Below are 25,939 nucleotides of genomic sequence, written 5' to 3' on the forward strand. Positions count from 1 at the left end.
GGCTCACCCGTGCCAGGTCCCGCGGGCGAGTGCCGCTTGCGTGGCGGCGAGATGGACGGCGGTGGCGAGCCACTGGGCCGTGTAGTGGTCCTGATCGTCCTCGGCGAGGCGGCCGAAGGCGTCGCGGGTGCGGTGCGCGGCCACCGCGCCGAGCGCGGCGACCAGTTCCGCGCCGGTGGCGAATCCGCTGCGGCGCAGTGCGGCCACGTGGTCGTGGCGGTCGTTCTCGCGTGCGGGTTCGGCGGCGGCCCGGCGTCCTCCCGCGACCGCCAGTTCGAGCAGGCTGCGAACGCGCCACAGCGGCGATTCGGCAGCGGGGCCGGCGGCGTCGGAGGGGGAGGGCGGCGGTGGGCAGGGGCGGTCCGGTGGGAAGTGGTCGCTCGTGAGGTGGTCGTAGCCGAGGTCGGCGCGGCCCCGCCAGTCGTCCGGCAGGCGCAGGGTCGCCCCGGTGCCGGGTACCGGGGCGACGGCGAGCGGACGCAGGGTCGTGAACCGGTCGGGGTCCACGCGGCCGAGGACCCGGATCCGCAGCCCGGGGTACGCGCCCAGCCGCCGGAGGTTGGCGGTGTGGGCGAGGCCGGGATCACGGTGGGCGGGGGCCAGCCGGGCCGGGGGCCCGAGGACCGGCCGTACGGGGATGGACGAGTCGCCTCCGCCCGTCAGTACCCGGACCAGCAGGTCTTCGCCGTCGGCCGCGACGATCTCCACGTCGCAGCCGGTCAGTGGCCGGGGGTGTCCGGATCCGTCGGGAAGCCCCGCCGCCGGCGCCGGGAATCCCTCGGTCCAGGGGCGACCGGCGGCGAAGGTGGCGCGGACACCGCGCTCGGGCAGAAGGCGCCCGTCCGGCGAGACGACCGCTCCGGAGACGATCAGACCGCCCCGGGACAGCCGCAAGTGGTCGCTCAGGAAGGAGCGGATGGCGACGTGTGCGGTACCGGCGCGGCGGGCGCGGGCGGCGCCGCCGGGTCGAACGTCGCGGAGCGTGTACCAGCGGCCGTCGTCGTCCCGGAGGTGGGTGACCACCCCGCCGAGGTGGCCGGGGCCGATCACCGGTTCGCGGCAGACGCCGTAGAGCCGCAGCGGTCCGTCGGGGCGGTGGTGGCGGACGGCGCCGATGAGGGCCGGGTCGGGGTCGGCCGCCTTCAGCCGGTGGGTGACGAGGAGGAGTTCACGCAGGGCGGCGACCAGTTCCGCGAGGTGGCGGGCGCTGTGCGGATCGCGTGCGTCGCGCAGTCGGCGTACGACGCTCAGTGCGGCGCCCTCCGCGCGGTGCAGCCCCGCCAGGCGGGCCGTGTGGGCGGCACGGAGCAGCTCGGCCTGAAGCACCGAACCGGCACCGGCAGTTCCGGCCGACAGCACGGCGGCCGCCGCCGTCCAGAGTCCGGAGGCGGCGCGGACCTGATCGGTGGAGGGGGTGGGGGGAGGGCCCGTACGGGCCGAACGGCCCGAGGCCACCGACCGGTTCGGGTCGGCCGGAAGCTCGGGGTCGTGGGCCCCGACGCCCTGCTCGTCGTCTCCGAGCACGCCTGCGGGCGCACCCGCGGCCGGGGCCGCACGGCCGGGGCCGGCCGGACCGTCGCGGCCGGCCGGACCGGCCGAACAATCCGAGGCGGCCGCACGGTTCGGAGCAGCCGGCTGGTCCAGGGGCGCGCGGTTGTCCGGGTCGGACGGATCGGCCAGGTCGGCCAGGTCGGCTGGACCTGCCGGACCGGCCGGCGCGGCTGGGCCGTCCGGTCCCGCGGGGCGGGACGGTCCCGCGGGGTCGTTCGGGGCGGTGGAGTCGTTCGGGGCGGTGGGGTCGTTCGGGACGGCGGGGTCGTTCGGGACGGCGGGGTCGTTCGGGGCGGTGGGACGCGTGCCGTGCGCGGGTGGCGTGTCGGCGGCCGGGCAGGCGCCCAGTACTGCCGCCCGGTGCAGGCAGCGCGGGGCCAGCAGGCAGGTGCAATGGGCCTGGTCGGGGTCGGTGACCGTGCCGGACGGGCCCGGCGTCAGGGTCACCCGCGCGTCCTCGCCGCAGCGGATGCCGAACGTCCCGTCCTCGGCGGTGACGACGGGCGTGGCGGTCAGGGCCTCGACGGCCGCGTCCAGTCTGCCGCGCAGCCGGGTCGTCAGGCTCTCCACCGCGGAGGCGAACACCTCCGGCGCGACCGGTGGCAGCGGCGTGTCCGGGTGGGAAGGGTTCATCGGTTGGCTCCACGGACGCGCTCGCCCACCCAGCGGGCGAGCGCGAGGGGACTGAGGGCGGCGACCGGCATACCGGCCTCGACGAGTTGCGCGGTGACCGGCACCGAGTAGCGGGGGGCTCCCTCCCCGTCCAGCGGTGCGCAGCCCAGCAGTTGGACACCGGAGGAGACCAGGGCCCGGGTCTCGGCCAGCAGGCCACCGACGGCGCCGCCCTCCCCGAAGTCGCTGACGACCACCACCAGCGTGCGCTCGGGCACCGTCACCAACGTGCGGGCGTGGGCCAGCCCGGCAGCGATGTGTGTGCCGCCGCCGACCTCCACCTCCAGCAGCAGGGAGAGCGGATCGGCGACCAGGCCGGTGAGGTCGGCGACCTGTGTGCTGAAGGTGAGGAAGTGGGTGGAGAGCATCGGCGCCCCGCCCAGCACGGCGGCGGTGAGGGCCGCCCAGACGACCGAGGCCTCCATGGAGGCGGACACGTCGACGACGAGGATCAGCCGCCAGTCGTTCTGCCGTGCGGTGCGGGTCCTGAAGACCGGCCGTTCGGGGACGACCTCGACCCTGCCGTCCTCCAGACGGCGGATGTGCGTGAGGTTGGCGCGCAGGGTGCGGGGCAGGTCGAGCCCGCCGCCGGGGCGCCGGGTGGGGCGGGGTGTGGTGAGGCCGGTCAGCGTGGGGCGCAGGCGCGTGGCGAGTTCCCGGGTGAGCTCCTCGACCAGCCGCTTCACGAGCGGCCGCAGGCTCGCCACCCGCTGCTCGGGCATGCCCCGGGCGAGCGACAGCACGGCGGACAGCAGCTCCACGGAAGGGCGTACGGTGGCGGGGTCGAGGTGGTCGATCACGTCGGTACGGCCCTGCGCGACGGCACGTCCCAGGACCTCCTCGCGGACGTCCGCGCCGAAGAGCGCTTCGAGGTCCTCGGCCCAGTGCCGGACGCTCGGATAGCTCCGGTCCTGCCCGCCGGCATCCCGCTCCTGCTTCCCTTCGCCCGCCTCACGCTCCGCGCTCCCGTCGCCCTCCCCGACGTCCTCCGTCTCCTCTCCGCCCTGCTCTTCCTCCTCGCTCCGCCCGAACAGTTCGTCCAGGGCCCGGGCGTACGGCAGCACGTCCGCCGGGAGCTTCGCCGTGTCGCGCCCCAGCAGGAGCCGCCAGCGGTCGGCGGGGCGGAGCCGTGGAGTCCCGTGCGTGGGCTCGGCCGGGGCGGGACCGTCCGTGAACGGCGCGGAGCCCAGGGCGACTTCTGCGGGCGGGGAGGGGCTCACCAGGTGCGCCAGGCCCAGTTCCCGCAGTACGGCGAGCCCTTCGTGGTCGGCCTCGGCCCACCGGCCGACCAGCTCGGCGGAGGCGGGGAGCCGGAGGCCCGGGCGGTCGCCCAGCCGGTCGGTCACGGCCGCGAGCAGCCGTCCCCGTCCGGCCCGGGTGAGCGCCCGGAAGCCGCCGCGCAGTGCGGGCAGCCGGTCGAGGAAGTCGCGGTCGCCCATGGTCTCGACGCGCTCGAACAGCGGGTCGAGGGCAGTGGGCGCGGACGCTATGAGGGGCCCGGCGGCGACGAGCAGCCCGGTGAGCCGGCGCTCGAGCCGGTGCCGGGTGTCCCGTCCCGTCGCCGTGTCGACCCAGTCGGTGAGCCTGCGGCCCAGCAGGTCCGAGCCGTCGAGGTCGAGCAGCACCCGGGCGGCGAGGGCCGCGCCCTGGACGAGCGGGGAGCCGCTGCGGGAGAGCCGGTACAACTCGCTGTCCAGCCGCAGGCCGAGCCGGTCCTCCGCGCTGCGCACGGCCAGGGTCACCACGGCGACGGCGTCCTCCTTCTCGTCGCTGCCCGCCAGTCCCGGCAGGGCGCGGACGGCGGCTTCCAGCAGGGTCTCGGCGAGTCGGGCCGCGCGCAGGCGGATCCGCCCGGTGGTGCCGGGCAGGTGTTCGCGGCGTATGGACTCCAGCACATCCAGCGCGGCCAGCAGTTCGGGCAGCGTGGCCGCGGCGGGCAGGAGCCTCGTGGCTTCCGTGAGGCAGTCGCCGACCAGGTCCGGCAGGGCGCACCGGGCCGCGGCCCCCAGGAGGTCGATGACCCGGGCGGGGGTGGCCCCGCCGTCCGCCGACGCCCGGCGGTGGTTCTCGCGGAGGGTGCCGTCGGCCGCCTGGGCGGCGGTGACGCCTCTGACGCCCACCAGTTCCAGCCGGGCGGCGACCGACGGGGTCCAGGCGGCCCGCCAGCGTGTGGTGAGGGCGCTCCCCTCCCCCGCGACGGACACCTCGACCTGCTCGGCGTAGCCCGCCCCGCACTCCTTGAGGCGCTGGAGCAGGATCTCGCGGCGGGCGTCGAGGGCGGAGCGGAGCGGCGAGAGGCGCAGCTCCCGGCGGTCGGGGGTGCTCGGATCGGGCATCCGCAGCGACGCGAGCTCGGCCTCCACCCAGGGACCGAGTCCGGAGCGGGGCGTGCCGGGTGCGAGCCGGCCGCGGCCCGTGCCGACCAGCACCGTCTCCAGGGCCGGGCCGGGTGGTTCGCCCCGGCCCAGTACGGAGGTCACCGCTTCCAGCAGTTCGCCCAGGCCGGGTGCGGGCAGCCCGCGCAGGGTGGCGAGGTCGCAGGCCAGCCGCAGGGTCTCGATCGCCTCGCCGGTTCCCGCGGTGTGCCCGGACGCGCGGATCTCCCGGCACAGTTCGGTGATGACGCGGGCGGCGGCGTCGCGTATCCGGCCGGGGTCGCCGCCGCTGTCGAGCACCGCCTGCTGCCAGCGCGGGGCACGGATGCCGGCCGGGCGGCCGGAGCGGGGGTCCAGCTGGGCGAAGGCGTACGGCACGAGGGACGTGACGACCGGGGAGCCCGGGTCCGGAAGGCCGCCGGCCACGGCCTTCCCGACGGCCCCGGATGCGCCCGCACCGACCAGGCCCGGCGCGTGGAAGGCACCGATCACCGCCGCGATCCTGCGTTCCCCGGCCGCGGAGACGGCCTGACGCATGTGTGCCTCGCGGGCGAGGTCGACGGCCGCGATCCCGCCGTGGGCCGCCCTGTCCTGGCGCAGCGCCCGGCCGAAGCCGAGGGCGGCGCGGCGGACGGCTTCGGGAGTGCTGCCGGGCGCCAGTGCCTCAACGGTGCGGTCCCACAGCTCGGTTGCGTCCGCACCGGCCGACTCCGCGCCGCTCTCCGGTCCGGCCGGCCAGGCCGGGGCCGCGAGGGGCAGATCGCAGCAGATCACCTCCGCGCCTCGGTCCCGTGCCCAGCGGATCGCCGCCAGTTCCGGGGAGAAGTCGGCGAGGGGGTAGAGGTGCAGCCGTCCGTCCTCGTGGGCACCGGTGAGGGCCACCGGCGCGGCGGTGCGCGGATCGGCGAGGTACGGCAGCCAGGGCCGGAAGTCGGCCGGCAGTTCGACGCAGACGACCTCGGCGTCCGCGGCGTCCAGCAGCCGGGGCACGGCGACGGCCAGTGCGGGACTGTGATGCCGTACGCCGATCAGATACGGCCGCGTGCAGGCTGCCAGGGCGGCCACCCGGGCGGCCGCCTCTTCTCTTGCGGTCATGGATCCAAGGGGGGTGGTGGGGCGGGGGACGACCGCACGCGGCGGCCGTCCCCTCCAGGGCCTGTCCGGCGCAGCTCAGCGGCGGCGCTTGCGCGGTCGCGGCACCTCCATTTCCTCCAGTTGCGGCTCGTCACCCTCCTGGACGCGCTGCCAGGCCTCGCGGTACAGACCGGCCACGGGCCGGGTGGGCACGAGGACGCCCAGCACGGGTGCCTCGCCGTCGACCAGGTCGTACATCGGCAGCTTCCACCGCTCCAGCGGGAGGTGCGGGTTGCCGGGCTGGGTCCACCCGCCGGGCAGGAACAGCGAGCGTCCGGCCTTGGAGCGGTTGCCCTCGACCACGAGGTCGGTGGCGGCGAGTTCGGCGCGGGCGGCTCGGAGCCGTGCCGTTCCGCCTCGCTGCTTGCCCCAGCCGGTCCAGCGCGCGGTGTTGCGGTCGGTGGGGTCCGGCATGGCGAGCAGCATCAGGTAGAGGGCGGCGGCGTCCTCGCCGAGGCCGTGCCGCTTGGCCACCTCGCCGACCAGGTCGGGCACGGACCGGGCGGGGTCCTGCGGCCACCACAGGCCGTCCTCGTCGCGCTCGCCCGCCACCGGGTTCCCGGGGTCGGCGAGCAGCTCGGCGAACCGCCCGTCGTGGACCAGGCGCAGGGCGCTCTCCACGACGGTCGGCCGTCGACCGGGGGACAGCGCCGCCATGTGGGGGTCGTGTCCGGACGGGTCGAGCAGCGCGGTCCGCACGGCGGCGTAGGGCATGCCGCTCCCGGTGCCGAGCACGACCGCGCCGTAGCGCTCGAAGCCGTCGCCGGTCTCCGTGGGGTCGCCGGCGGCCAGGCGGTACGCCTCCAGGTCGATTCTCCTGTGGAGTTCGACCAGCAGTCCCGGATGGGCCAGTCGGTCGCGGATCGCGGTCAGCACCCCGGGCAGGACGGCGCGGATCGGGTCGCCGGACGGGAGGCGGTGGGCGAGCCACGCGGCCAGGGGCACCGCTCCCCTCAGGGCGGGCCCGTCGAAGCCGGGGGTGTCCTCGGTGGATTCGAGGTAGTAGCTGCCCGTCGTCCAGGTCAGGTCCACGCTCAACCGGGGTTCGGCGCTCACGTCGAGGAACCCGCGCAGTGCCTGGGCCGGTGCCCATCCCTGGGGCTCCACGGAGCGGACGGCCTCGTGGAGCACGTCCTCGGGGACGGGAGCGCGCCGGCCCAGCCGCTGGTTCCAGACCTCGGCCGCGGCGGCCACGTCGGGGCCGTCCGTCCACAGCCGGGACGGCTCGGTGGGCAGCAGCGCCGCCACGACGGCCCGCAGGGCCCCGATGTCGAGGCTCCTCAACTCGTCCTTGGCCACAAGGGCGTCGGCCGTCTTCACACCGATGACCTTCAGTGTCCCGGAGGGTACGGCCTCGCGCTTGTCGTCGATCTGGGGCATCCCGGCGACGACCAGTCGTGCCGTGGTCGGGGTGAGGCCCGTGAGCCGGGCGAACTCCTCGGCGGCCTCGGGGCGCCAGGGCGCGGGTCCCCGCTCGGCGAGCTCGGCCCGGAAGGCCGCGGCCCAGCCGGGCGCCCTGGTCGCCTCCGGGACAAACGGCTCCTCGGACTCCAGGGTGTAGGGGGCGGGCGTCTCGAACCGGCCGGACGGGTCGTGATGGGCCGCGGCGTACTGCCTGCCCTTGCCCCCGGGGTGGCCGTACTCGTGGACGACCCGGTACCAGTCGTCGGGAAAGATCAGGAACGCGCCCTCGCCCAGGTCGAGTACGGTCCCCTTCGTCCAGCCGTTCACGGCGTCGGGCCCGCTGAACAGACTGTGGTCCAGCACCAGTCGGACACGGCGCCAGTGGCCGGGGTCGAGCTCCGTGAGCTCCCGGGCGTCCAGTTCCTCGAGGAATGCCTCCAGGGCCTGCCGGTGCTCCTCCACGGTGGCCTGAGAAGCCGCCCTCAGGGCCACTACGGCGGGCAGTTCGGGCAGGGCCAGCCCGTTCAGGTGCTGCAACGGTGCCTGTTGGGCCAGGGACAGGTGCACGCTGCCCGCGGCGGCCGGCTCGGTCAGGCCCTTCATCGACCGGGAGAGCAGCTGCGGCAGGTCGAAGAGAGCGTGCTGGGAGGCGAAGTACCAGCGTTTGTCGCGTTCGGTCAGGCCGACGCCGTTCAGCGCCGAGGCGAGCAGGCGGTCCTGGAGCGCGGGCCGTGGTTCCTCCGGTGCCTCGCCCTCGACCGCCGCGTCGAGCCGGGCCCGCGCCGCGTCCAGGGTGCGCTGCTGGTCGGCGGCGTGGCGCACCACGCCGGTGATGCCTTTGAGCAGCGCCTCGTGGCCGACCTGGGGCAGCAACGTCCGGACCAGGGCGGGCAGCTCGTCCCGGCCGTCCGTCTCGTCGCCGGCCGGCTCCGCCACGGCCGCCGCCAGCAGGGCCGCCGCGGTGTCCTCGCCGACCCGGCGGAGTGCCGCGGAGCCCTGCGGGTCGCGGGGCTGGAGCAGGTGCCAGTAGCGCAGGTGCGGCATCAGGGGCGTGCCCGCGGTGAAGGGGCCGGCCGTGTGGTCGCGCCGGACCTCGGCGACGACCGCGCCCTTGGTGTCGAGGAGCAGGATGTCGCCCGACCACCGCGTCACGGCCAGGGGCCGGTCGGCGCCGGGGAAGACCAGGGCGTGCTCCGGGTCCGCACTCGTTTCGGGCGGCACGACGACCGAGCGTCCGGCCAGGTCCTCGCCCCGCCGCGAACCGTCGGGCAGCCCGATCACACGCCAGCCGAGCAGCCCGTCCACCGGGGCGCACACCGGACCCGGCGCGACGGAGGGGGCGGGCAGCAACCAGCCGCGGTGGAGGGCGCCGCCCTCCGGCGCGGCCTGCACCACCTCGCTGAACCACTCCGGCATCGCGGGTTCACCCTGGGTGTTGCTCTCCGGGTCGTACGCGTGCCAGGCGCTGTTCCCCTCGTTGGCCCAGTCCTTGACCCACACCCAGTACGACGTGCCGTCGCTGATCACCTCCCGCCGCCACGGAACGTGGGTGTCCCCCTTCCGCAGGACGCCGTGGCCGGTGGTCCGGCCACCACCGGGGAGGGGGAGGGAGGCGGAAGGCATGGTCGTCCCGCCGCGCTCGTCCAAGCGGCACGCGGAGGAGCTGACGTCGCCGTCGAGCAGTACCGGTGCCGAGGCGTCGGTGTCGGTGTCGCCGTCGTACCAGTAGCCGTGGGTGCCGGACGTGGAGAACGAGTACCAGGAGACGAGCAGTCCGCCGTCCACGTACCGGGCGTCGGGACGCCAGTGGCCCTCCGGGAGGCGCAGGTCGTGCTCGAGCACCGTGCCCTCCGGGCCGATCACCCGGGCCTTGGTGTCACCCAGGACGATGAGGTGCGGCCAGGCCTCACTCACGCATGTCCCGGCTGCCTCCTCCCGGGACGCCGGCGAGCCGATCGCCTCGTCCCAGGCGGGCCAGCCCAGTTCGTCGAGGATGCCGGTCCGCAGCACACGGGTCAGTGCCGGGGCCATGCCGGTGACCAGTGCTTCCCGTACCTCCTTCTCGGCGATGGCCAGGACCTCGCCCGGCAGCCAGCTCAGTGTCTCCAGAGGACCGCGCCAGCGGGAGAACCCGCCCAGCTCGGCGGTGAGGTACCTCCGGCTGACGTCGGCGACCCACTCGCCGAGCATCGGGCGTCCGCCGGGCGTGTCCGCCAGGGTGGTGACGGTGCGCCTGTCGATGCCCTCGCGCTCGAAGGTGGGGCAGCCGCGCCGGAACGCCGGGCGGAAGCGGGTGTCGGCCGCCAGGGCGACGAGGTCGCGCCGCTGGTCGCAGGTCGCCCACTGGTGCAGGTTGAGCATCCAGCGCTCCTCCGGTTCGGCGACCGGTATGCGCAGGGCCAGCAGCTGGTCGAGGAGGTTGATGTCACCGACCGGTGGCGTCAACGTGTCACCGGACGAGGTCAGTTCGGTGCGCAGCGCGTCGGCCGTGCGGTCGAGCAACGGGTACAGCGCCGCCGGGGCGAGCGTCGAGCGGGCGTCCCACAGCCCGAGGAACCTGCGCGTCCAGCCGGCCGTGCCGTCGGGGGAACGCACCTCGGCGGGCAGGGTGACGTCGCACAGCCCGGCGTCGGCTCCGGTGTTCTCCAGCAGCTCCAGCCACTGGTTCAGTTCGTCCCGCTCCCACCCCGTGGGCAGCAGCCCCAGCAGCGTGCCGCGGACGGCGGGTTCCCGCCGGGTGAGTTCCACGAGGGCGGGCCGGTGGGCCTTCCACCAGCCGGGCGGTGCCTTGACGGTGCCGGGCAGCGGCAGCACCTCACGCAGGTAGGCCATCTCCTCGGCGAGCGCGTTCTTGCCCGCGACCGCCTTCGCCAGCCGGCGCAGATCGGTCGCACCGGGACTCGACGGTGCCACGCCGTGCGCGGCGAGCCGGACGAAGAGCCCGCGCAGGTGCCGGAACGCCGTCGCGGCCGGGACCCTGGAGGTCAGCCCCTTGGCATAGCTGGAGAGGACCTTGGTCGGCATGGCGTCGGCCAGGGCGAACTCCAGGAAGACCGCGTCCATCCGCGCCTCGTCGAACGGCAGCCCGTGTGCCGTCTCGGCCTTGCGCGCGTTGACGAACATCTGGGAGGCGTACGCCTGCTGGCCGGCGGCGAGGAACACCCGGCCGGCCTGCTCGTAGAAGGTCGGCAGGAAGTGCGGTACGGAGCCCGCGAGCCGCTCGCCGATCGATTCGTAGGTGGCACGGGCCTTCTTCGCCCGGGCTCTCACCATCCGGGCGACCTTCTCCATCTCCTCGACCAGGGACATCGCCAGGTGGCCGTCCGAGGGATGGCGGACCAGCACCCATTCGGGGAAGCCCATGGCCCGGTGCTGCCCGATGCCGACCTCCACCGGCTCGCCCTCGGGTTCGAGTCCGAGGAAGCCCGCGTCCGGGTCCCCGGTCCGGTCCTCGGCGATCAGGCGCACCACGGTCCGGCCCTCCAGCCCGGGATGCCGGTAGGCCCGGGTGAACACGGGCACGGCCCGGTCGCCTCCCCCGGTGGTGCCCGGCGGCAGTACCGCCCCGGCGCGCAGCAGCTCCTCCACCTCTGCCGTCGCCCCGTTCCGTGCCGTGCCGTCGCTCGTCATCGCGTGCCTCTCCTGGGTGCCTGTTCCGTCGTTCACTCGGCGCCGTCCGTGCTCACGGTGCGGCCGGCGTGCAGGGCCGCGGCCATGCGCATGCCCTCGGACCAGGCCACGGGGCCGACCTCGCTCAGCGGGAGGCGCCGGCCGCCGTCCTCGTCGCTCCAGCTCAGGTCGCCGGTCCAGGCCTTGTCCTCGGTGTAGGGATCGCTCATGCCGACCGTGGCGGTGAAGATGCGCCCGGCGTCCCGGATCCGGTCGACCACGCTGCTGCCGAGGATCCGGTAGCCGAGGGAGGTGGCACGGGAGGAGAGGTGGAACCACGAGCGGTACTCGGAGCCGGCGAACTCGGTGACCCTGTCGGCGGCGGGATTGGTCTCGTCGGGCTTGCGCCAGGTGGCGCGGTGGAGCTGCTCGACACCCTGGACCACGCCCAACTCGGCGGCGAACGCCCGCAGTTCCTCCAGGTCGGGGAGGAGGACCGGGTGCGGCATGGTCACCGTGCGGGGCGTCAGGCGGACGGTCTCGCCGTCGAGGTTCACCACCCGCAGCGCACCCGATGCGTCCGCGTCCCGCAGCAGGCCGACCTCGTCGGGGCCGTCACCGACGACAACGATGTCCCGCAGCGCGGCCTGCCACGCCTCGTCGGGCCAGACCCGCCCCAGCAGCCCGGTGGGCACCGGTAGCGAGGACACCATCCAGTTGCCGACCTGTGCGGCGCAGTCGGCCGCGTGCCGGTCCAGCCACTCGCCGAAGCGCTGGAGTTCGAGTACTTCGGGACGGTCCCGGATCTCCGTCGGCAGGGTTCTCTCCTGCCTCCCCTCCTGCGCGTCGGGGGACGTCGCCGACGCCCGCCGGGCCACCACCCGGCCGTCCACCAGGGCGACTTCGTAGGTGTCGCCCGCTGCCAGCCAACCCATGCTTTCCTCGCCTCTCCCACCACTCGGAAAACGGCACGGCGCGTCGGGCGGCCCCAATCGGCGCGCCCCGCTGTGACGTTGGCGACAGACTAGGCGCACCCACCGACAGTCCCCGCCGCCCCGCCCCTTCCGCGAGGCGGAAGAGGCGTTGCCGCCCACCGACGCCCTCCCCGACGATGCCCTCACCCACGACGGACGGGAGCCGCAACGATGCCGCACATGACCGCCTTCGCCAGGAACCAGTGGTACGTCGCCGCCTACAGTCACGAGGTCGGGCGGGAGTTGCTGGGACGGACGATTCTCGGCGAGCCGCTCGTCCTCTACCGCACCGAGGAGGACGGCACCCCGGTCGTCCTGCACGACCGCTGTGTGCACCGCCGCTATCCGCTCTCCGAGGCCCCGACGCGGCTCGACGGCGACCGGATCGTGTGCGGGTACCACGGCTTCACATACGACACGACCGGTACCTGCGTGTACGTGCCGGGCCAGAAACGTGTCCCGCGCACCGCCCGCGTCGCCTCCTACCCGGCTCTCGAGCAGGACTCCCTGGTGTGGGTGTGGATCGGCGACCCGGCCCTGGCCGACCCGGGGGCCGTGCCGCGGGCGCGCCACCTGGACTCCCCCGGCTGGGTCACGGTGCGCGGCATGGAGCCCATCGACGCCGACTACGGACTACTGGTCGACAACCTCCTCGACCTGTCCCACGAGACGTATCTCCACGGCGGTTACATCGGCACGCCCGAGGTCGCCGAGACGCCGATCACCACGGAGGTCGACGAGGGCGCCGGGATCGTGCGGGTGAGCCGGCACATGGACGACGCCGAGTGCCCGCCGTTCTACGCCCGGTCCACCGGCATCAGCGGGCGCATCTCGCGGTGGCAGGACATCGAGTACCACGCGCCGTGTCTGTACCTGCTGCACAGCCGCGTCGCCCCGGTCGGGGTGGTGCCGGGGGCGGACGGCAGTGATCCGGACGGCTTCCACACCGAGATCACCTACGCCATCACGCCGTCCGGCGACGGAAAGGTGTACGACTTCTGGGCGGTCTCGCGGGACTGGGCGACGGACGACGCCGAGGTCACCGAGTTCCTGCGGAAGAACAACCACACGGTCGTCATGCAGGACGTCGACGCGCTCAACCTCCTCCAGCGCACGCTGGGCACCGAGCGCACCGGCTACCAGGAGCTGAGCATCAACATCGACACCGGCGGCCTGGCCGCGCGCCGCATCCTGGCGCGGCTGGTCGAGGAGGGCGACCGGCCCGCGGCGAGGACCCGGTGAGCGGGCGTACCGGCGAGGTCTACCGCATCGACTGGCTGCCGGGCACCGACGTCCTGCACGGCACCTGTCACTGCGGCGCCGAGCACACGGCCGAGGACCCCGTCGCGATGTGGGACTGGATGCTCGCCCACCCACAAGGACACGACCTGCCCGGGGACGGTTCATGACCCTGTACGAAGCCGAACTCGTCGTCGCCCGACGGGAGACCGCGGCGGACGGTGTGCTCGCCCTCGCCCTGCGCCACCCAGGGGGCGAGCCGCTGCCCGCGTGGGAGCCCGGCGCCCACATCGACGTCGTCCTGGGCCCGGGCCTGGAACGGCAGTACTCGCTGTGCGGCGACCCGGCCGACCGGGGGGTGTGGCGGATCGCCGTGCTGCACGAGGCCGACGGACGCGGCGGATCGGCGTACGTGCACGGGGAGTTGGGGCTCGGCGACACGGTCCGGGTGCGGGGGCCGCGCAACCACTTCCGGCTGGAGCCGTCCGCCCGCTACCGCTTCGTCGCCGGTGGCATCGGCATCACCCCGGTCCTGCCGATGCTGGCCGCCGCCGAGCGGGCGGGCGCCGAGTGGAGCCTGCTCTACGGCGGGCGGACGCGGAACACCATGGCGTTCGCGGCCGAGGTCGAGCGGTACGGCGACCGGGTCGCCCTCGTCCCCGAGGACGAGTCCGGACCGCTGGACCTCGCCTCCGTGCTCGACGACGTGCCGGAGGGAACCCTCGTCTACTGCTGCGGGCCGGAGCCGCTGCTGGACGCCGTCGAGGCGCGCTGCCCGGCCGGGGCCCTGCGCGTGGAACGGTTCCGGCCCAGGGCCCGGACGGAGGCCGGCGGCGACGCGTTCGAGGTCGTGCTGGCCCGCAGCGGCCGGACGCTCACCGTGCCACCGGACGTCTCCGTCCTGGACGCGGTCCGCGGCGCCGGTGTGGAGGTGCTGTACTCCTGTACGGAGGGGACCTGCGGCACCTGCGAGACCGACGTGCTGGAGGGCGTCCCGGACCACCGGGACTCGGTCCTCTCCGACCAGGAACGGGCCGCCGGTGAGACCATGCTCATCTGTGTGTCCCGGTGTCGTGGGCGGCGGCTCGTGCTGGACCTGTGATCCTCAGGTCGGCGTCGATCCGGGCGACGGTCGCCAGCAGGTGCGGCAGCAGGTCCCGGCGTACCGAGTCCACGGAGTGGCGGCCGGCGTGCACCGCGATGTTCACGCCGGCCACCACCTCGCCGTCGCGGTCCCGCACCGGCGCGGCGACCGACCTGAGGCCGTCCTCCAGTTCCTGGTCGACGAGCGCGTAGCCCTGGCGGCGCACCCGGCGCAGTTCCGCGCGCAGGGCGTCCGGGGAGGCGAGGGTGCGGGCGGTGTGCGGGCGCAGGTCGGCGCGGGCGAGGCGGGCCTCGATCGCGGCGTCGGGCAGGTCGGCGAGGATCACCCGGCCCACGGAGGTCAGGTGCGCCGGGAAGCGGGTGCCGACCGTGATCGACGCGGTCATGATGCGGCTGGTCGGGACGCGGGCGACGTACACGACGTCGTCGCCGTCCAGGACGCACAGCGAGGACGACTCCCGTACCTGCGCGACGAGTTGCTCGAGGTGCGGTGCGGCGATCTGCGGCAGCGTGAAACCGGCGAGGTAGGCGTAGCCGAGCTCCAGCACGCGCGGGGTGAGCCGGAAGTACCGGCCGTCGGTGTGGACGTAGCCGAGGTCGGCCAGGGTGAGCAGGAAGCGGCGGGCGGCCGCGCGGGTCAGTTCCGTGGCGCGGGCGACCTCGCTCAGGGTGAGCGCGGGACGGTCGGCGTCGAAGGCCCGGATGACGGCGAGGCCGCGTTCGAAGGACCTCACGAAGTGCGGTGCGCGGGCTGCGTCTGCGGGCATCTGGCCTCCGGCGAAAAGCCTCACGGCAGAGCGTGCGGTACGGACGACCGTACGAAGTGCGCACGCTATGAGTGCGTGACCCGCACTGTCAACGACCCCTCCTTGAATCCCCAACGACCCATCCGGTCAAGGGCATTGACCCGGACTCGGGACGGGCCCTACGTTCCCGCTGAACACGTTCCCGCTGAGCACGCCCGTGCTGTCTGCGCACAGCCTGTCGGAGTACCTGGTCCGGTCCCACAGGGGGAGTCATGCGTCGTCTGTTCGTCGGCCTCACGGCCGTGTCCGTCCTCACCGCCGCGACGGCGTGCGGCTCGTCCGGTTCCGGGGGGTCGGACGACGCCGGCTCGTCCGGCGGCACCACCGCGGTCACGGTGGGCCTCATCCCGATCGTCGACGTCGCGCCGCTGTACCTGGGGCAGAAGAAGGGCTTCTTCGAGGAGCGCGGACTGAAGCTGGACTTCTCCAGTGCGCAGGGCGGCGCGGCGATCGTGCCCGGCGTGGTCAGCGGCCAGTTCGAGTTCGGCTTCTCCAACATGACGTCCCTGATGATCGCCCAGTCCAACAACGTGCCGGTGAAGGCGGTGGCGAACGGCATCGCGTCGACCGGCGTGGTCGGCAAGGACTTCGAGGCGCTCACCGTCAAGGGCGACAGCCCGGTGAATTCGCCGAAGGAACTGGAGGGCAAGAAGGTCGCCATCAACACCTTGAAGAACATCAATGAGACCGCGGTGCGCGCCTCGGTGAGCAAGGCGGGCGGCGACCCCGACAAGGTGGACTTCGTCGAGCTGGCCTTCGACCAAATGCCCGCCGCTCTCGACGGCGGACGGATCGACGCGGCGATGGTGGTGGAACCGGCGCTCGCCACCATCAAGAGCCAGGGCGGACGGGAGATCGCCTCCCCCATGATCGACATCGCGCCGAAGCTCACGGTCGCCATGTACTTCACCTCCACCAAGTACGCCGAGGAGAACCCGGAGGTGGTGAAGAAGTTCCAGGAGGCCATGGCCGAGTCCCTGGCGTACGCCGACGCCCACCCCGACGAGGTCCGCGAGATCGTCACCACGTACACGAAGATCCCGGCGGACGTGCTGGCGAAGGTGACGCTGCCGAAGTGGCCGGTCGAACCGAACCGCTCCTCCCTCCAGGATCTGGGAAAACTCGGTTACGAGGACGGCCTGTTCAAGCGGTCCCCCGACCTGGACGCGCTGTTGCCGTGAAGGGGATGAACGCCGCACTCGGCGCGGCCGGGCTCGCGGCCTTCCTCGCCCTGGGCGAGGCGGCGCCGCGGCTCGGCCTGGTGAAGGAGGAGTACTTCCCGCCGACCAGCCGGATCGCCGACGCGCTCGGCACGGAGATCGCGGACGGCGCGTTCTGGACCGCGCTCGGGGACACCCTCACCGGCTGGGCGCTGGGCCTGGCGATCGCGGTCGGCGCCGGGATCGTCGTCGGGGTGGTCCTCTCGGTGGTGCCGTACCTGCGCGAGGCGACGGCGTCCACGATCGAGTTCCTGCGCCCCATCCCGTCCGTGGCGCTGATCCCGCTGGCGGTGCTGCTGTACGGCACCGAGCTGAGGTCGGTGCTGCTCCTGGTCGTGTACGCCGCCTTCTGGCAGGTGCTGATCCAGGTCCTGTACGGCGTCCAGGACGTGGACCCCGTGGCCGAGGAGACGGCGCGGTCGTACGGCCTCGGCGCCTGGGCACGCGTCCGGCACGTGCTGTGGCCGACCGCGCTGCCGTACGTCATGACCGGCGTGCGCCTCGCGGCGGCCGTCGCGCTGATCCTCGCCATCACCGCCGAACTGGTCATCGGCGCCCCCGGGTTGGGCGCGCGGATCGCCGTGGCGCAGACCTCGCAGGCCGTGCCCGAGATGTACGCGCTGATCGTGGTCGCCGGCCTGCTGGGGCTGCTGATCAACGTCGGGGCCCGGTCGGTGGAGCGGCGGGCGCTGGCCTGGCACCAGTCGGTGCGCGGGGAGGTGGCGGTGTGAGGCGGGCGCTGCTGCGGCTGGTGTTCGTGCTCGCGCTGCCCGCGGTGCTGGTGGCGCTCTGGTGGGCCGCCTCGGCCGGCAGCGAGGACGTGTACTGGCCACCGCTGCGCACGATCCTGGAGACCTTCCCGGACGTGTGGACCGGCGAGCGGTGGCGCGGCGACGTGCTGCCCAGCGTGCTCCGGCTCGCGGCGGGCTACGCGCTCGCGGCCGTCGCCGGTGTCGCGCTCGGCACGCTCATCGGCTCCCACCGGCGGGTGCGGGCGGTGTGCGAGCCGGTACTGGAGTTCCTGCGGGCCGTGCCGCCGCCGGTGCTGGTGCCGGTGATCATGCTGTTCGCGGGCATCGGGGACACGATGAAGGTCGTCGTCATCGCGAGCGGCTGTGTGTGGCCGGTGCTGCTCAACACGGTCGAGGGCGTCCGGGCGGTCGACGCGGTGATGACCGAGACGGCCCGCTCCTACGGCATCACGGGCACCGCACGGCTGCGGCACGTGGTGCTGCGCTCGGCGAGCCCGCAGATCTTCGCGGGTCTGCGCCAGGCGCTGTCGATCGGCATCATCCTGATGGTCATCAGCGAGATGTTCGCCGCCAGCAACGGGCTCGGCTTCACCATCGTGCAGTTCCAGCGTTCCTTCGCGATCCCCGACATGTGGACCGGCATCCTGCTGCTCGGCCTGCTCGGCTTCGTGCTCTCGGTCCTCTTCCAGCTGGTCGAACGGCGGGCCCTCGGCTGGTACCACGGCCTGCGCGCCGCCGCCCGCCGGTCCCGTTGAAGCTCCTGAAAGGGCGTTCCATGCTCGACGTACGCGGGCTGAAGAAGGTGTACGAGGGATCGGGACGGCGCGTCGAGGCGGTGCGCGACCTGACGTTCACCGTGGCGGCCGGTGAACTGGTCTGTCTGGTCGGCCCGTCGGGCTGCGGCAAGACGACCCTGCTCAAGTGCGTGGGCGGGCTGCTCGAACCGACGGCCGGCGAGGTGTTCCTGGCCGGGCGGAAGGTGTCCGGGCCGCCGCCCGGGATGGCGTTCGTCTTCCAGGAGTACGGGCGCAGCCTGTTCCCGTGGATGCGCGTCGGCGAGAACGTCGAACTGCCCCTGAAGCAGAAGGACCTGGGCAAGGCGCGGCGCCGGGAACTGGTCGCCGACTCCCTCGCCTCGGTCGGGCTCGCGGACGCCGCCGGGGCGTATCCCTGGCAGCTGTCCGGGGGCATGCAGCAGCGGGTCGCGATCGCACGGGCGCTGGCCTACGAGCCCGAAGTACTGCTGATGGACGAGCCGTTCGCGGCGGTGGACGCCCAGACCCGCGCCGACCTGGAGGACCTGGTGCGGCGGCTGTGGCGGGAGCGCGGGATCACGATCCTGTTCGTCACCCATGACATCGACGAGGCCGTCTACCTGGGCGAACGGGTGGTCGTGCTGTCCGCCTCCCCCACCGTCGTGCGCGAGCAGCTCGAGGTCGACCTGCCGGGCGCGCGGGACCAGGTGCACACCCGGGTGGCCCCGCGCTTCGCCGAGCTGCGCACCCATGTGTACGAGCAGATCCAGGCGGCCAAGCGCGGGGCGGGACAGCCGGTCAAGACGGACGCGCCGCCACCTCACTGACCGGGGCGCGCCGCCGCCCAGAGGCCGCGCACGTGTCCCAGGTGCCGCGTCATCACCGCGCGTACGGCCTCCTCGTCCCGGGCGAGCAGCGCGTCGAGGATCTCCAGGTGCTCCTCGGCCGACGCCTGCAGCCGCCCCTGCTCCACCAGCGCCGTCAGGCCGTACAGCCGGGAACGCCGGCGCAGATCCCGTACGACCTCCACCAGATGGGCGTTGCCCGCGAGTGCCAGCAGCCCCAGGTGGAAGCGCAGGTCGGCGTCCACGTACGCGATGAGGTCCCCGGCCGCGGCGGAGGTGACGATCTCCTCGGCGACCGGCCGCAGCGCCTCCAGGGAGACGGCGTCGGCGGTGCCGGCCAGGGCGGCGGTGGTCGGGATCTCGACGAGCGAGCGGATGTGGGTGTACTCGTCCAGTTGGCGGTCGGATACGGCGGTGACCCGGAAGCCCTTGTTGGGCACGGTGTCGACCAGCCCTTCCTTGGCGAGGTCGAGCATCGCCTCGCGGACGGGGGTGGCGGAGACGCCGAAGCGGGCGGCGAGGCCGGGCGCCGAGTACACCTCGCCGGGGCGCAGTTCGCCCGCGATCAGGGCGGCACGCAGCGCCTCGGCGACCCGCTCGCGGTGGCTGGGCTTCCTGCTGCCGAGGACGGGCAGGGCGGGACCGGTGGCGTTCACAGCACGAATCCGGCGGGGAAGGGGTCCTCCGGGTCCAGCAGGTACTGGGCGGTGCCGGTGATCCAGGCCCGTCCGGTGAAGCTGGGCAGCACGGCGGGCCGGCCCCCCACCTCCGTGGTGCCGAGCAGCCGGCCCGTGAACCGGGTGCCGATGAAGGACTCGTTCACGAACTCGGTGTGCAGCGGGAGTTCGCCCCGGGCGTGCAGTTGGGCCATGCGGGCGCTGGTGCCGGTGCCGCAGGGCGAGCGGTCGAACCAGCCGGGGTGGATCACCATGGCGTGCCGGGAGTGGCGGGCGGTGGAGTCGGGTGCGGTCACCTGCACATGGTGGCAGCCGTGGATGGACGGGTCCTCGGGGTGGACCGGCTCCTCCTCGGCGTTGACGGCGTCCATCAGGGCCAGTCCGGCCGCGAGGATGTCGTCCTTGCGGGAGCGGTCGAAGGGCAGCCCGAGCCGCTCCAGCGGCAGGACGGCGTAGAAGTTGCCGCCGTAGGCGAGGTCGTACGTCACCGTCCGGCCGTCGGGCAGGGTGGCCTTGCGGTCGAGGCCGACGGCGAAGGAGGGCACGTTGCGCAGGGTGACCGCGCCGGCCGCGCCGCCCTCCACCGCCACCTCGGCGACGACGACTCCGGCGGGGGTGTCGAGGCGGATGGTGGTGACGGGTTCGACGACCTCGATCATGCCGGTCTCGACGAGGACGGTCGCCACGCCGATGGTGCCGTGGCCGCACATGGGGAGGTAGCCGGAGACCTCGATGTAGACGACGCCCCAGTCGCAGTCGGGGCGGGTGGGCGGCTGGAGGATCGCGCCGCTCATGGCGGAGTGGCCGCGCGGCTCGTTCATCAGCAACTGCTTGACGTCGTCGCGGTGTTCGCGGAAGTACAGCCGCCGCTCGTTCATGGTCGCGCCGGGGATGGTGCCGATGCCGCCGGTGATCACCCGGGTGGGCATGCCCTCGGTGTGCGAGTCGACGGCGTGCAGGACGAGTCTGCTGCGCATGATGTGTGGCCCCCCTCTAGGCCAGTCCGGCCGCGAGGGCCTTCTCGGTGGCGGCGCGGACGGCGGCCTCCTGCGCGGGCAGCAGCGGCACACGGGGCGGACGGCAGGGCCCGCCGTGCCGTCCGGCGATGTCCATGGACACCTTGATGGCCTGCACGAACTCGACCTTCGAGTCCCAGCGCAGCAGCGGGTGCAGCTGCCGGTACAGCCGGTCGGCCGTGGCCAGGTCACCGGCGACGGCCGCGCGGTACAGCTCGACGCACGCGGCGGGCAGCGCGTTGGGGTAGCCGGCGACCCAGCCCTTCGCACCCGCGATCGCCAGCTCCAGCAGGACGTCGTCGGCGCCGATCAACAGGTCGAGTTCGGGGGCGAGTTCGGCGATGCGGTACGCGCGGCGGACGTCGCCGGAGAACTCCTTCACACCCTGGACGTACCCCTCGCCGTGCAGCCGGGCGAGCAGCTCCGGCACCAGGTCGACCTTGGTGTCGACGGGGTTGTTGTACGCGACGACCGGCAGGCCGGCCCGCGCGACCTCCGCGTAGTGGGCGAGGACGGAACGCTCGTCGGCGCGGTAGGCGTTGGGCGGCAGCAGCATCACCGCGCCGCAGCCCGCCTCGCGTGCCTGCTCGGCCCAGCGCCGGGCCTCGGCGGACCCGTAGGCCGCGACGCCGGGCATGACCCGCTCCCCGCCGATCGCGGCGACGGCGGTCTCGACGACGCGGGTGCGCTCCTCGGGGGTGAGTACCTGGTACTCGCCGAGGGAGCCGTTGGGGACGACGCCGTCGCAGCCGTTGGCCACCAGCCAGGCGCAGTGCTCGGCGTAGGCGTCGTGGTCCACGGAGAGGTCGTCGTTCAGCGGGAGTGCGGTGGCGACGAGGACGCCGCGCCAGGGGCGGTGGTCGGTCATGAGGGTCCTCTCTCGGGTTGTTCCGGGTGTTGCGGCTGTCACTGGTGGTCCCGGTGCTCCCGGTGCTCCGGGTCTTCCGGCTGCGGCCGGGCCAGTACGCCGAGGGGTACGGGGCGGGCGAACGGGCGCCGGGGCGGGGTGGGTTCGCAGCCCGCGAGGCCGGCGACGGCGGTGGCGCACATCCGGCCCTGGCACCAGCCCATCCCGGCCCGGGTCAGCAGCTTCACGGTGCGGACGTCACCCGCGCCGAGTCCGTCGACGGCCTCGCGGACGGCACCGGCGGTGACCTCCTCGCAGCGGCAGACGACGGTGTCGTCGGTGACCCGGTCGGTCCAGTGGGCGGGCGGCGTGAACGCGGCGTCCAGAGCCGTCGCGCAGGCCCGCAGCCGCTCGCGGCTCCGGGCGGCCGGCGCCCAGAGCGCGGGGTCGGGCTCGGTGCCCCGCAGCCGGGCGGCGATCGAGCGTCCGGCGATGTGGCCCTCGGCGAGCGCGAGGGCGGCGCCGCCGATGCCGGTGGCCTCCCCGGCCGCCCAGACGCCGGGGACGCTCGTACGCTGCTCGGCGTCGACGGCCACCGTCGGACCGTCCGGGCGGCAGCCGAGGCCGTCGGCGAGGTCGGTGTGCGGGAGCATGCCGTGGCCGACGGCCAGGGTGTCGCAGGGGATGTGCCGCCCGGTGCCGCGCCGGACGTGTCCGTCGGCGTCCAGGGCTGCGACGGTGACGCCGGTCAGCCGGTCGTCGCCGTGGGCGCGGACGACGGTGTGCCGGGTGAGGGGGCGGACTCGGTGGCGCAGGAGCCGGGCCGCGTGGCCGGCGCCCTCGGGGAGCTTGCCGGCCAGGGCGCGGGCGTGCCGGGCGACCCGCTTCGGATCGGCCGACTCCACGAGCGCCGCCACCCGCACCCCGGCCGCCGCGAGCCCGGTCGCCACCGGGAGCAGGAGCGGTCCGGTGCCGGCGACGACGGCGGTCCGGCCCGGCACCACCAGCCCGCCCTTGAGCATGGCCTGGGCTCCCCCGGCGGTGACGACGCCGGGCAGGGTCCAGCCGGGGAAGGGCAGGACGTGCTCGTAGCCGCCGGTGGCGAGCAGCACGGCACGGGCGTGCACGGTGGCCGGCTCCTCCTGCCCGGGTCCGACCAGCGCGTGCACGGTGAAGGCACCGTTCCGCTCCTCGACGAACCAGACGTGATGGTCCGTGAGAACCCGTACGTCACTGGCGGCGAGGCCGTCCCGCAGCCGCTCCCAGGTGCGCCACTGGTGGTGCAGCGCCTGTGGCCGCCGGGCGCCGAGCTCGGCGGCGGGCTGCCGGAAGAACTGTCCGCCGGGCCGGTCCGCCGCGTCCACGACCGTGACCCGCACCCCTCGCGCGGCGGCCGCCAGCGCCGCCGCGAGCCCGGCCGGGCCCGCCCCGATCACCGCGAGGTCAGTCCTCATGGCCGGTTCCCTCCTGGGTGCGGATCACGTCGCCCGGGCGTACGGGCACCAGGCAGGCGCGCTGGTTGGGGCGGTCGTTGACGGTGACGAGGCAGTCGAAGCACACGCCGATCCCGCAGAACACCCCGCGCGGGCGGCCCGCGCCCCGCGTGGAGCGCCAGGAGGTGATCCCGGCCCCCCACAGCGCGGCGGCGACCGTCCGGCCGGGCAGCACCTCGACGGTGCGGCCGTCGACGGTGGCCGTACGGGCGGACGCGGGCCGTGCGCGGACCAGCCGGAGCGGATTCACCGGGCCTCCTCGGGAAAGCGGTCGGGGCGGAACGGGGCGAGGTCGAGGGCGGGCCGCTCGCCGCTCAGCAGCTGGGCGATCAGATGTCCGGTGCCGGTGGACAGCCCGATGCCCGCGCCCTCGTGCCCGCAGGCGTGGAAGAGGCCGGGCACCCTGGGGTCGGGGCCGATCGCCGGCAGGTGGTCGGGCAGATACGGCCGGAACCCGGCGTACGTCCGCAGGGCCCGCACCTGCGCGAGGAAGGGGAACAGCCGGGTCGCGCCCGCCGCCAGCGCCCGCAGGGCCGGAAGGGACACCGACCGGTCGAAGCCGACCCGTTCGCGGCTGGCGCCGATGAGGACCGGTCCCGCGGCGGTGCCCTCCACGACGGGGGAGGTCTGCAGGGCCGCCGAGTCGCTGGCGACGTCGGCGACGTAGTCGGCGGCGTACACCTTGTGCCGCACCCGGGGCGGCAGCGGTTCGGTGACGAGGACGTAGCCGCGCCGGGGCAGCACCGGCAGCCGTACGCCGGCCAGGGCGGCCAGTTCGCCGCCCCAGGGTCCGGCCGCGTTGACGACGGCGGGGGCGTGCAGGTCGCCGCGGTCCGTGCGGACGCCGCGCACGGCACCGTCGGGACCGCGCAGGACGCCGGTCACCGTCCGGCCGGTGTGCAGCCGGGCCCCCGACGCGCGCAGCAGGTGGGCGGCGGCCAGGGCGGGCATGACCTGGGCGTCCTGCGGGTAGTGCACGGCGCCCGCCAGGCCGGGGGCGAGGCGGGGCTCGAGGTCGTGGAGCCGGTCGGCCGGGACGCTCACCGCCTCCACCCCGGCCGCCCGCTGGCCCGCGGCGAAGGTCTCCAGGCCGGCCAGCGCCTCGGGGGTCTCGGCGACGACGACCCCGCCCTTGGGTTCGTACTCGACGGCGCGGCCCAGTTCCCCGGCCAGCGCGGCCCACAGACGGCCGGACAGCAGGGCGAGTTCCAGCTCGGGTCCGGGTTCCTTGTCGGAGACGAGGAGGTTGCCCTCCCCCGCGCCGGTGGTGCCGCCGGCCACCGGGCCGCGGTCCACCACTCTCACGTCGAGCCCCGCACGGGCGGCGTACAGCGCGCAGGCCGCGCCCACCATTCCGGCCCCGACAACGACGACATCGCAGGTCAGCGACTCGATCACGTCAGTACTATGTCACACATCACCCCGACTGGGAACAGTGCGGGAACAGTGCGGGAACGGGGCCGCGACCGCTGGGCGCGGGGGTTCACTCGGCGGCCTGGACCACCCTCAGGTGGGAGGCGCCGCGACGGGTGTGCGGCGGGCGGTGCGGGGTGCGGCGCGGCTCGCGCAGGACCAGCGTCAACCGCGTGTAGCCCAGCTCCTCCAGCGCCCTGGGCGTTTCGACCACGACCCGGCACTCGGTGGTGCCCCAGCGGGGATCGGGGTGGTGCAGCGGCCGTACGGCGCCGTCGTGCTCGACGGCCTCCGGGCCGACGGCGCGCATCCAGTGCGGCAGGCCCTGCCGGTAGGCGGCCTCCATGATCGGGTCCTGGGCGATGTCGCGGCGCACGGCCTGCAGGCCGTGGTCGTGTCCGTACCGCTCCAGGGTCGCGGCGAAGTGCGCCAGCATCGGCAGGCACCAGCTCGACTCGTGCTCCCCGAGGACGGCGGACGCGTCCGGGTGGAAGAGGACGAACCTGAGGAAGTTGTCGCCCGGCATGGCCGTCGGATGCGGCCCGGCCCCCCGGAAGAGTGTCCGGAAGGCGCCGTTGGTCAGCACCACGTCCCAGCGGTGGTCGACGACGAGGGAGGGGAAGGGAACGGCCTCCAGGAGAGCCGTGTAGTCCTGGAGGTACGCCTGGGCCTCGGGGGTCGCGGGAGCGGGCCGCGGCGCCGGCCGCTGCCCTCCTGCCTGAAATGCCATCGGGAGGTCACCCCTCTTGCCTATGCGGCCTTCTCGCGGCGCCCCGATCCTGGTGCCCCGACGCGAGGCGTGTCAACTATCGTGGCATTTCGTGCCTGTTGACGGCTGAAATAGGCCACAGTTGTGGCGAGACCTGGATGTGAGTTCGAGCGGCAGGCTAATCTCCGGGAAGTTCACGGCAATCGCTTGTGAGAAGCCTGTGAGGCCTGTGAGAGACGTAGGAGATCTGTCGGTGACGGGTGGCTTCGAGGGTCCCGGTGGCCAACCGACGGCCGCGCTCCCCTGCGTCGTCGCCCGCGTCACCGCACTCGCGGACCGGCTCGGCGTGCCGCACGCCGAGGTCCTCGACGTCGGCCGGCTGTCCGCCGCCTCCGGCGTCCCCGAGCCCGTGGTGGGTGCCCTGCTGTGCGGGCGCCCGGCGGGCGAGCCCGATGTGCAGGCCCGGTTCGTGCAGCGGCTGGACCTGCTGCGCCGCACCCGGCTGAAGCCGAACGGCCGCAAGTACACCCAGCAGGAGATCGCCGACGGCGCCGGCATGTCCCGGCAGCAGGCGGGCGCCCTGATCAACGGCGACCGGCGGCCCACCATGGAGCACTGCGACGCCATCCAGCGCTTCTTCCGGGTGCACGCCGGGTTCCTGACCGCCGAGGACCCGGAGGCGCTCGCGGGCGCCCTGCAGCGCACGGAGCAGGAGCTGTTGCAGCAGCTCGCCGACCGTGAGCGGGAGGCGGCGACCGCCGCCGACGACCCGCTGGAGCGGCTGTTGCAGGACCACGGCGTGCGCGGCATCGCCTGGCGGGCCGCCCAACTGCCCACCGACCAGCACCGCGACAAGGTCGCCGAGTGGCTGGACATGCTCCTGGAGAGCGTCAAGCGCCCCGAGTCGTGAGCCCGGGGACAGGTGAGCTTCGTTGAGGCCGGTTCCCCCGGCCGACGGCTCGACGGGCCCCGGGCGGGCGCGGCTTGGGCGGGATTGTCAGTGGTGGGCGGCAAGCTGGGAGTGTGCCGCCGCCGTGCCGGGGGCGCGTGACCGCTGACGTCGTTGTGGGGAGAGCCGACCGATGACCACCGCCGTACTGACCGACCGCGAGCGCACCGCCGTTCAGGCCTATCTGCGGCTCCTGCACACCGTGCGGGCCGGCTTCGACACCGCTTCCGGACCGGCCGACGCCCCTCGACCGCCCGTCGTTCCGCCCTCCGTGCTGGCCGAGGCGGAGCAGGCGCTGGAGGCCGCCGGACTGGCCGGGAACGAGGCGGAGTTCTTCCGGCTGCTGACCGACTGGTGCCGGCGACCATGACCTGCGCCGCGTCACGGAAACGAGG

21 protein-coding genes are annotated in these 25,939 nt (G+C 74.3%); 9 read left to right on the plus strand and 12 right to left on the minus strand.

Annotated features, from left to right (window positions below):
* Positions 1-3 precede the first annotated feature (3 nt).
* From ACIGO6_RS26255 to ACIGO6_RS26270, 4 genes are all read right to left on the minus strand, one after another.
* Complete coding sequence (locus ACIGO6_RS26255; protein ID WP_399880208.1) at positions 4-2,184, minus strand: hypothetical protein; 2,181 nt, start codon at positions 2,182-2,184, stop codon at positions 4-6.
* The gene (locus ACIGO6_RS26260; RefSeq protein WP_399880211.1) at positions 2,181-5,693 is read right to left on the minus strand and encodes a DUF5682 family protein; all 3,513 of its coding nucleotides are present in this window, start codon (positions 5,691-5,693) and stop codon (positions 2,181-2,183) included. Before ACIGO6_RS26260 ends, ACIGO6_RS26255 begins: the two co-directional genes overlap by 4 nt.
* A 75-nt stretch (positions 5,694-5,768) precedes the next feature.
* Complete coding sequence (locus ACIGO6_RS26265) at positions 5,769-10,766, minus strand: DNA-binding protein (RefSeq protein ID WP_399880214.1); 4,998 nt, start codon at positions 10,764-10,766, stop codon at positions 5,769-5,771.
* 32 nt (positions 10,767-10,798) lie between these two features.
* Complete coding sequence (locus ACIGO6_RS26270; protein WP_399880217.1) at positions 10,799-11,680, minus strand: DUF4132 domain-containing protein; 882 nt, start codon at positions 11,678-11,680, stop codon at positions 10,799-10,801.
* 210 nt (positions 11,681-11,890) lie between these two features.
* Here ACIGO6_RS26270 and ACIGO6_RS26275 point away from each other — a divergent pair, with 210 nt between their 5' ends.
* The 3 genes from ACIGO6_RS26275 to ACIGO6_RS26285 are packed head-to-tail and all read left to right on the plus strand — an operon-like array spanning position 11,891 to position 14,060.
* Positions 11,891-12,961: a Rieske 2Fe-2S domain-containing protein gene (locus ACIGO6_RS26275; RefSeq protein WP_399880220.1), complete on the plus strand. Its 1,071-nt coding sequence runs from the start codon at positions 11,891-11,893 to the stop codon at positions 12,959-12,961.
* On the plus strand, positions 12,958-13,128 hold the full coding sequence (locus tag ACIGO6_RS26280; RefSeq protein WP_399880223.1) for a hypothetical protein: 171 nt from the start codon (positions 12,958-12,960) through the stop codon (positions 13,126-13,128). The genes ACIGO6_RS26275 and ACIGO6_RS26280 overlap by 4 nt, the downstream gene beginning before the upstream one ends.
* The gene (locus ACIGO6_RS26285; protein ID WP_399880226.1) at positions 13,125-14,060 is read left to right on the plus strand and encodes a PDR/VanB family oxidoreductase; all 936 of its coding nucleotides are present in this window, start codon (positions 13,125-13,127) and stop codon (positions 14,058-14,060) included. The genes ACIGO6_RS26280 and ACIGO6_RS26285 overlap by 4 nt, the downstream gene beginning before the upstream one ends.
* On the opposite strand, the gene ACIGO6_RS26290 is transcribed toward ACIGO6_RS26285, so the two are convergent.
* Positions 14,011-14,829, minus strand: a complete 819-nt coding sequence (locus ACIGO6_RS26290; protein ID WP_399880229.1) for an IclR family transcriptional regulator C-terminal domain-containing protein — start codon at positions 14,827-14,829, stop codon at positions 14,011-14,013. The genes ACIGO6_RS26285 and ACIGO6_RS26290 overlap by 50 nt on opposite strands.
* A 251-nt stretch (positions 14,830-15,080) precedes the next feature.
* On the opposite strand from ACIGO6_RS26290, the gene ACIGO6_RS26295 reads away from it, so the two are divergent.
* Genes ACIGO6_RS26295 through ACIGO6_RS26310 form a run of 4 tightly spaced genes read left to right on the plus strand, consistent with a single transcriptional unit; the run spans position 15,081 to position 18,422 of the window.
* On the plus strand, positions 15,081-16,049 hold the full coding sequence (locus ACIGO6_RS26295; RefSeq protein WP_399880231.1) for an ABC transporter substrate-binding protein: 969 nt from the start codon (positions 15,081-15,083) through the stop codon (positions 16,047-16,049).
* A complete protein-coding gene (locus ACIGO6_RS26300; RefSeq protein ID WP_399880234.1) occupies positions 16,046-16,819 on the plus strand; it encodes an ABC transporter permease in 774 nt (257 codons plus the stop codon). Before ACIGO6_RS26295 ends, ACIGO6_RS26300 begins: the two co-directional genes overlap by 4 nt.
* Complete coding sequence (locus ACIGO6_RS26305) at positions 16,816-17,595, plus strand: ABC transporter permease (protein WP_399880237.1); 780 nt, start codon at positions 16,816-16,818, stop codon at positions 17,593-17,595. Before ACIGO6_RS26300 ends, ACIGO6_RS26305 begins: the two co-directional genes overlap by 4 nt.
* Before the next feature lie 20 nt (positions 17,596-17,615).
* Positions 17,616-18,422 (plus strand): ABC transporter ATP-binding protein, encoded by an 807-nt coding sequence (locus ACIGO6_RS26310; protein WP_399880240.1) that lies wholly within the window; start codon positions 17,616-17,618, stop codon positions 18,420-18,422.
* On the opposite strand, the gene ACIGO6_RS26315 is transcribed toward ACIGO6_RS26310, so the two are convergent.
* The 7 genes from ACIGO6_RS26315 to ACIGO6_RS26345 all read right to left on the minus strand — a co-directional run bounded on the left by ACIGO6_RS26315 (position 18,416) and on the right by ACIGO6_RS26345 (position 24,616).
* A complete protein-coding gene (locus ACIGO6_RS26315; protein ID WP_399880242.1) occupies positions 18,416-19,096 on the minus strand; it encodes a GntR family transcriptional regulator in 681 nt (226 codons plus the stop codon). The two genes, ACIGO6_RS26310 and ACIGO6_RS26315, sit on opposite strands and share 7 nt — an antisense overlap.
* Positions 19,093-20,094, minus strand: a complete 1,002-nt coding sequence (locus tag ACIGO6_RS26320; protein WP_399880245.1) for a proline racemase family protein — start codon at positions 20,092-20,094, stop codon at positions 19,093-19,095. Before ACIGO6_RS26320 ends, ACIGO6_RS26315 begins: the two co-directional genes overlap by 4 nt.
* A 16-nt stretch (positions 20,095-20,110) precedes the next feature.
* Positions 20,111-21,001, minus strand: a complete 891-nt coding sequence (locus ACIGO6_RS26325) for a dihydrodipicolinate synthase family protein (RefSeq protein ID WP_399880248.1) — start codon at positions 20,999-21,001, stop codon at positions 20,111-20,113.
* Positions 21,002-21,039: 38 nt separating this feature from the next.
* The gene (locus ACIGO6_RS26330; RefSeq protein ID WP_399880251.1) at positions 21,040-22,434 is read right to left on the minus strand and encodes an NAD(P)/FAD-dependent oxidoreductase; all 1,395 of its coding nucleotides are present in this window, start codon (positions 22,432-22,434) and stop codon (positions 21,040-21,042) included.
* Positions 22,424-22,723 (minus strand): (2Fe-2S)-binding protein, encoded by a 300-nt coding sequence (locus ACIGO6_RS26335; RefSeq protein WP_399880253.1) that lies wholly within the window; start codon positions 22,721-22,723, stop codon positions 22,424-22,426. The genes ACIGO6_RS26330 and ACIGO6_RS26335 overlap by 11 nt, the downstream gene beginning before the upstream one ends.
* A complete protein-coding gene (locus ACIGO6_RS26340; protein WP_399880256.1) occupies positions 22,720-23,871 on the minus strand; it encodes an NAD(P)/FAD-dependent oxidoreductase in 1,152 nt (383 codons plus the stop codon). The genes ACIGO6_RS26335 and ACIGO6_RS26340 overlap by 4 nt, the downstream gene beginning before the upstream one ends.
* An 85-nt stretch (positions 23,872-23,956) precedes the next feature.
* On the minus strand, positions 23,957-24,616 hold the full coding sequence (locus tag ACIGO6_RS26345) for a hypothetical protein (protein ID WP_399880258.1): 660 nt from the start codon (positions 24,614-24,616) through the stop codon (positions 23,957-23,959).
* A gap of 232 nt (positions 24,617-24,848) precedes the next feature.
* Between ACIGO6_RS26345 and ACIGO6_RS26350 the strand changes: the two genes are divergently transcribed.
* Both ACIGO6_RS26350 and ACIGO6_RS26355 read left to right on the plus strand, forming a co-directional pair.
* Complete coding sequence (locus ACIGO6_RS26350) at positions 24,849-25,505, plus strand: helix-turn-helix domain-containing protein (protein ID WP_399880261.1); 657 nt, start codon at positions 24,849-24,851, stop codon at positions 25,503-25,505.
* 172 nt (positions 25,506-25,677) lie between these two features.
* Complete coding sequence (locus tag ACIGO6_RS26355) at positions 25,678-25,914, plus strand: hypothetical protein (RefSeq protein ID WP_399880264.1); 237 nt, start codon at positions 25,678-25,680, stop codon at positions 25,912-25,914.
* The last annotated feature ends 25 nt before the right edge of the window (positions 25,915-25,939 follow it).

Source organism: Streptomyces sp. NPDC053750, from assembly GCF_044544295.1.
Taxonomy (GTDB): domain Bacteria; phylum Actinomycetota; class Actinomycetes; order Streptomycetales; family Streptomycetaceae; genus Streptomyces.

What these genes read in the sequence shown, in the direction of transcription:
- ACIGO6_RS26255 (WP_399880208.1), bottom strand. Translation starts at nt 2,184, where the DNA reads ATGAACCCTTCCCACCCGGACACGCCGCTGCCACCGGTCGCGCCGGAG.
- ACIGO6_RS26260 (WP_399880211.1), bottom strand. Translation starts at nt 5,693, where the DNA reads ATGACCGCAAGAGAAGAGGCGGCCGCCCGGGTGGCCGCCCTGGCAGCC.
- ACIGO6_RS26265 (WP_399880214.1), bottom strand. Translation starts at nt 10,766, where the DNA reads ATGACGAGCGACGGCACGGCACGGAACGGGGCGACGGCAGAGGTGGAG.
- ACIGO6_RS26270 (WP_399880217.1), bottom strand. Translation starts at nt 11,680, where the DNA reads ATGGGTTGGCTGGCAGCGGGCGACACCTACGAAGTCGCCCTGGTGGAC.
- ACIGO6_RS26275 (WP_399880220.1), top strand. Translation starts at nt 11,891, where the DNA reads ATGCCGCACATGACCGCCTTCGCCAGGAACCAGTGGTACGTCGCCGCC.
- ACIGO6_RS26285 (WP_399880226.1), top strand. Translation starts at nt 13,125, where the DNA reads ATGACCCTGTACGAAGCCGAACTCGTCGTCGCCCGACGGGAGACCGCG.
- ACIGO6_RS26290 (WP_399880229.1), bottom strand. Translation starts at nt 14,829, where the DNA reads ATGCCCGCAGACGCAGCCCGCGCACCGCACTTCGTGAGGTCCTTCGAA.
- ACIGO6_RS26295 (WP_399880231.1), top strand. Translation starts at nt 15,081, where the DNA reads ATGCGTCGTCTGTTCGTCGGCCTCACGGCCGTGTCCGTCCTCACCGCC.
- ACIGO6_RS26310 (WP_399880240.1), top strand. Translation starts at nt 17,616, where the DNA reads ATGCTCGACGTACGCGGGCTGAAGAAGGTGTACGAGGGATCGGGACGG.
- ACIGO6_RS26320 (WP_399880245.1), bottom strand. Translation starts at nt 20,094, where the DNA reads ATGCGCAGCAGACTCGTCCTGCACGCCGTCGACTCGCACACCGAGGGC.
- ACIGO6_RS26325 (WP_399880248.1), bottom strand. Translation starts at nt 21,001, where the DNA reads ATGACCGACCACCGCCCCTGGCGCGGCGTCCTCGTCGCCACCGCACTC.
- ACIGO6_RS26330 (WP_399880251.1), bottom strand. Translation starts at nt 22,434, where the DNA reads ATGAGGACTGACCTCGCGGTGATCGGGGCGGGCCCGGCCGGGCTCGCG.
- ACIGO6_RS26345 (WP_399880258.1), bottom strand. Translation starts at nt 24,616, where the DNA reads ATGGCATTTCAGGCAGGAGGGCAGCGGCCGGCGCCGCGGCCCGCTCCC.
- ACIGO6_RS26355 (WP_399880264.1), top strand. Translation starts at nt 25,678, where the DNA reads ATGACCACCGCCGTACTGACCGACCGCGAGCGCACCGCCGTTCAGGCC.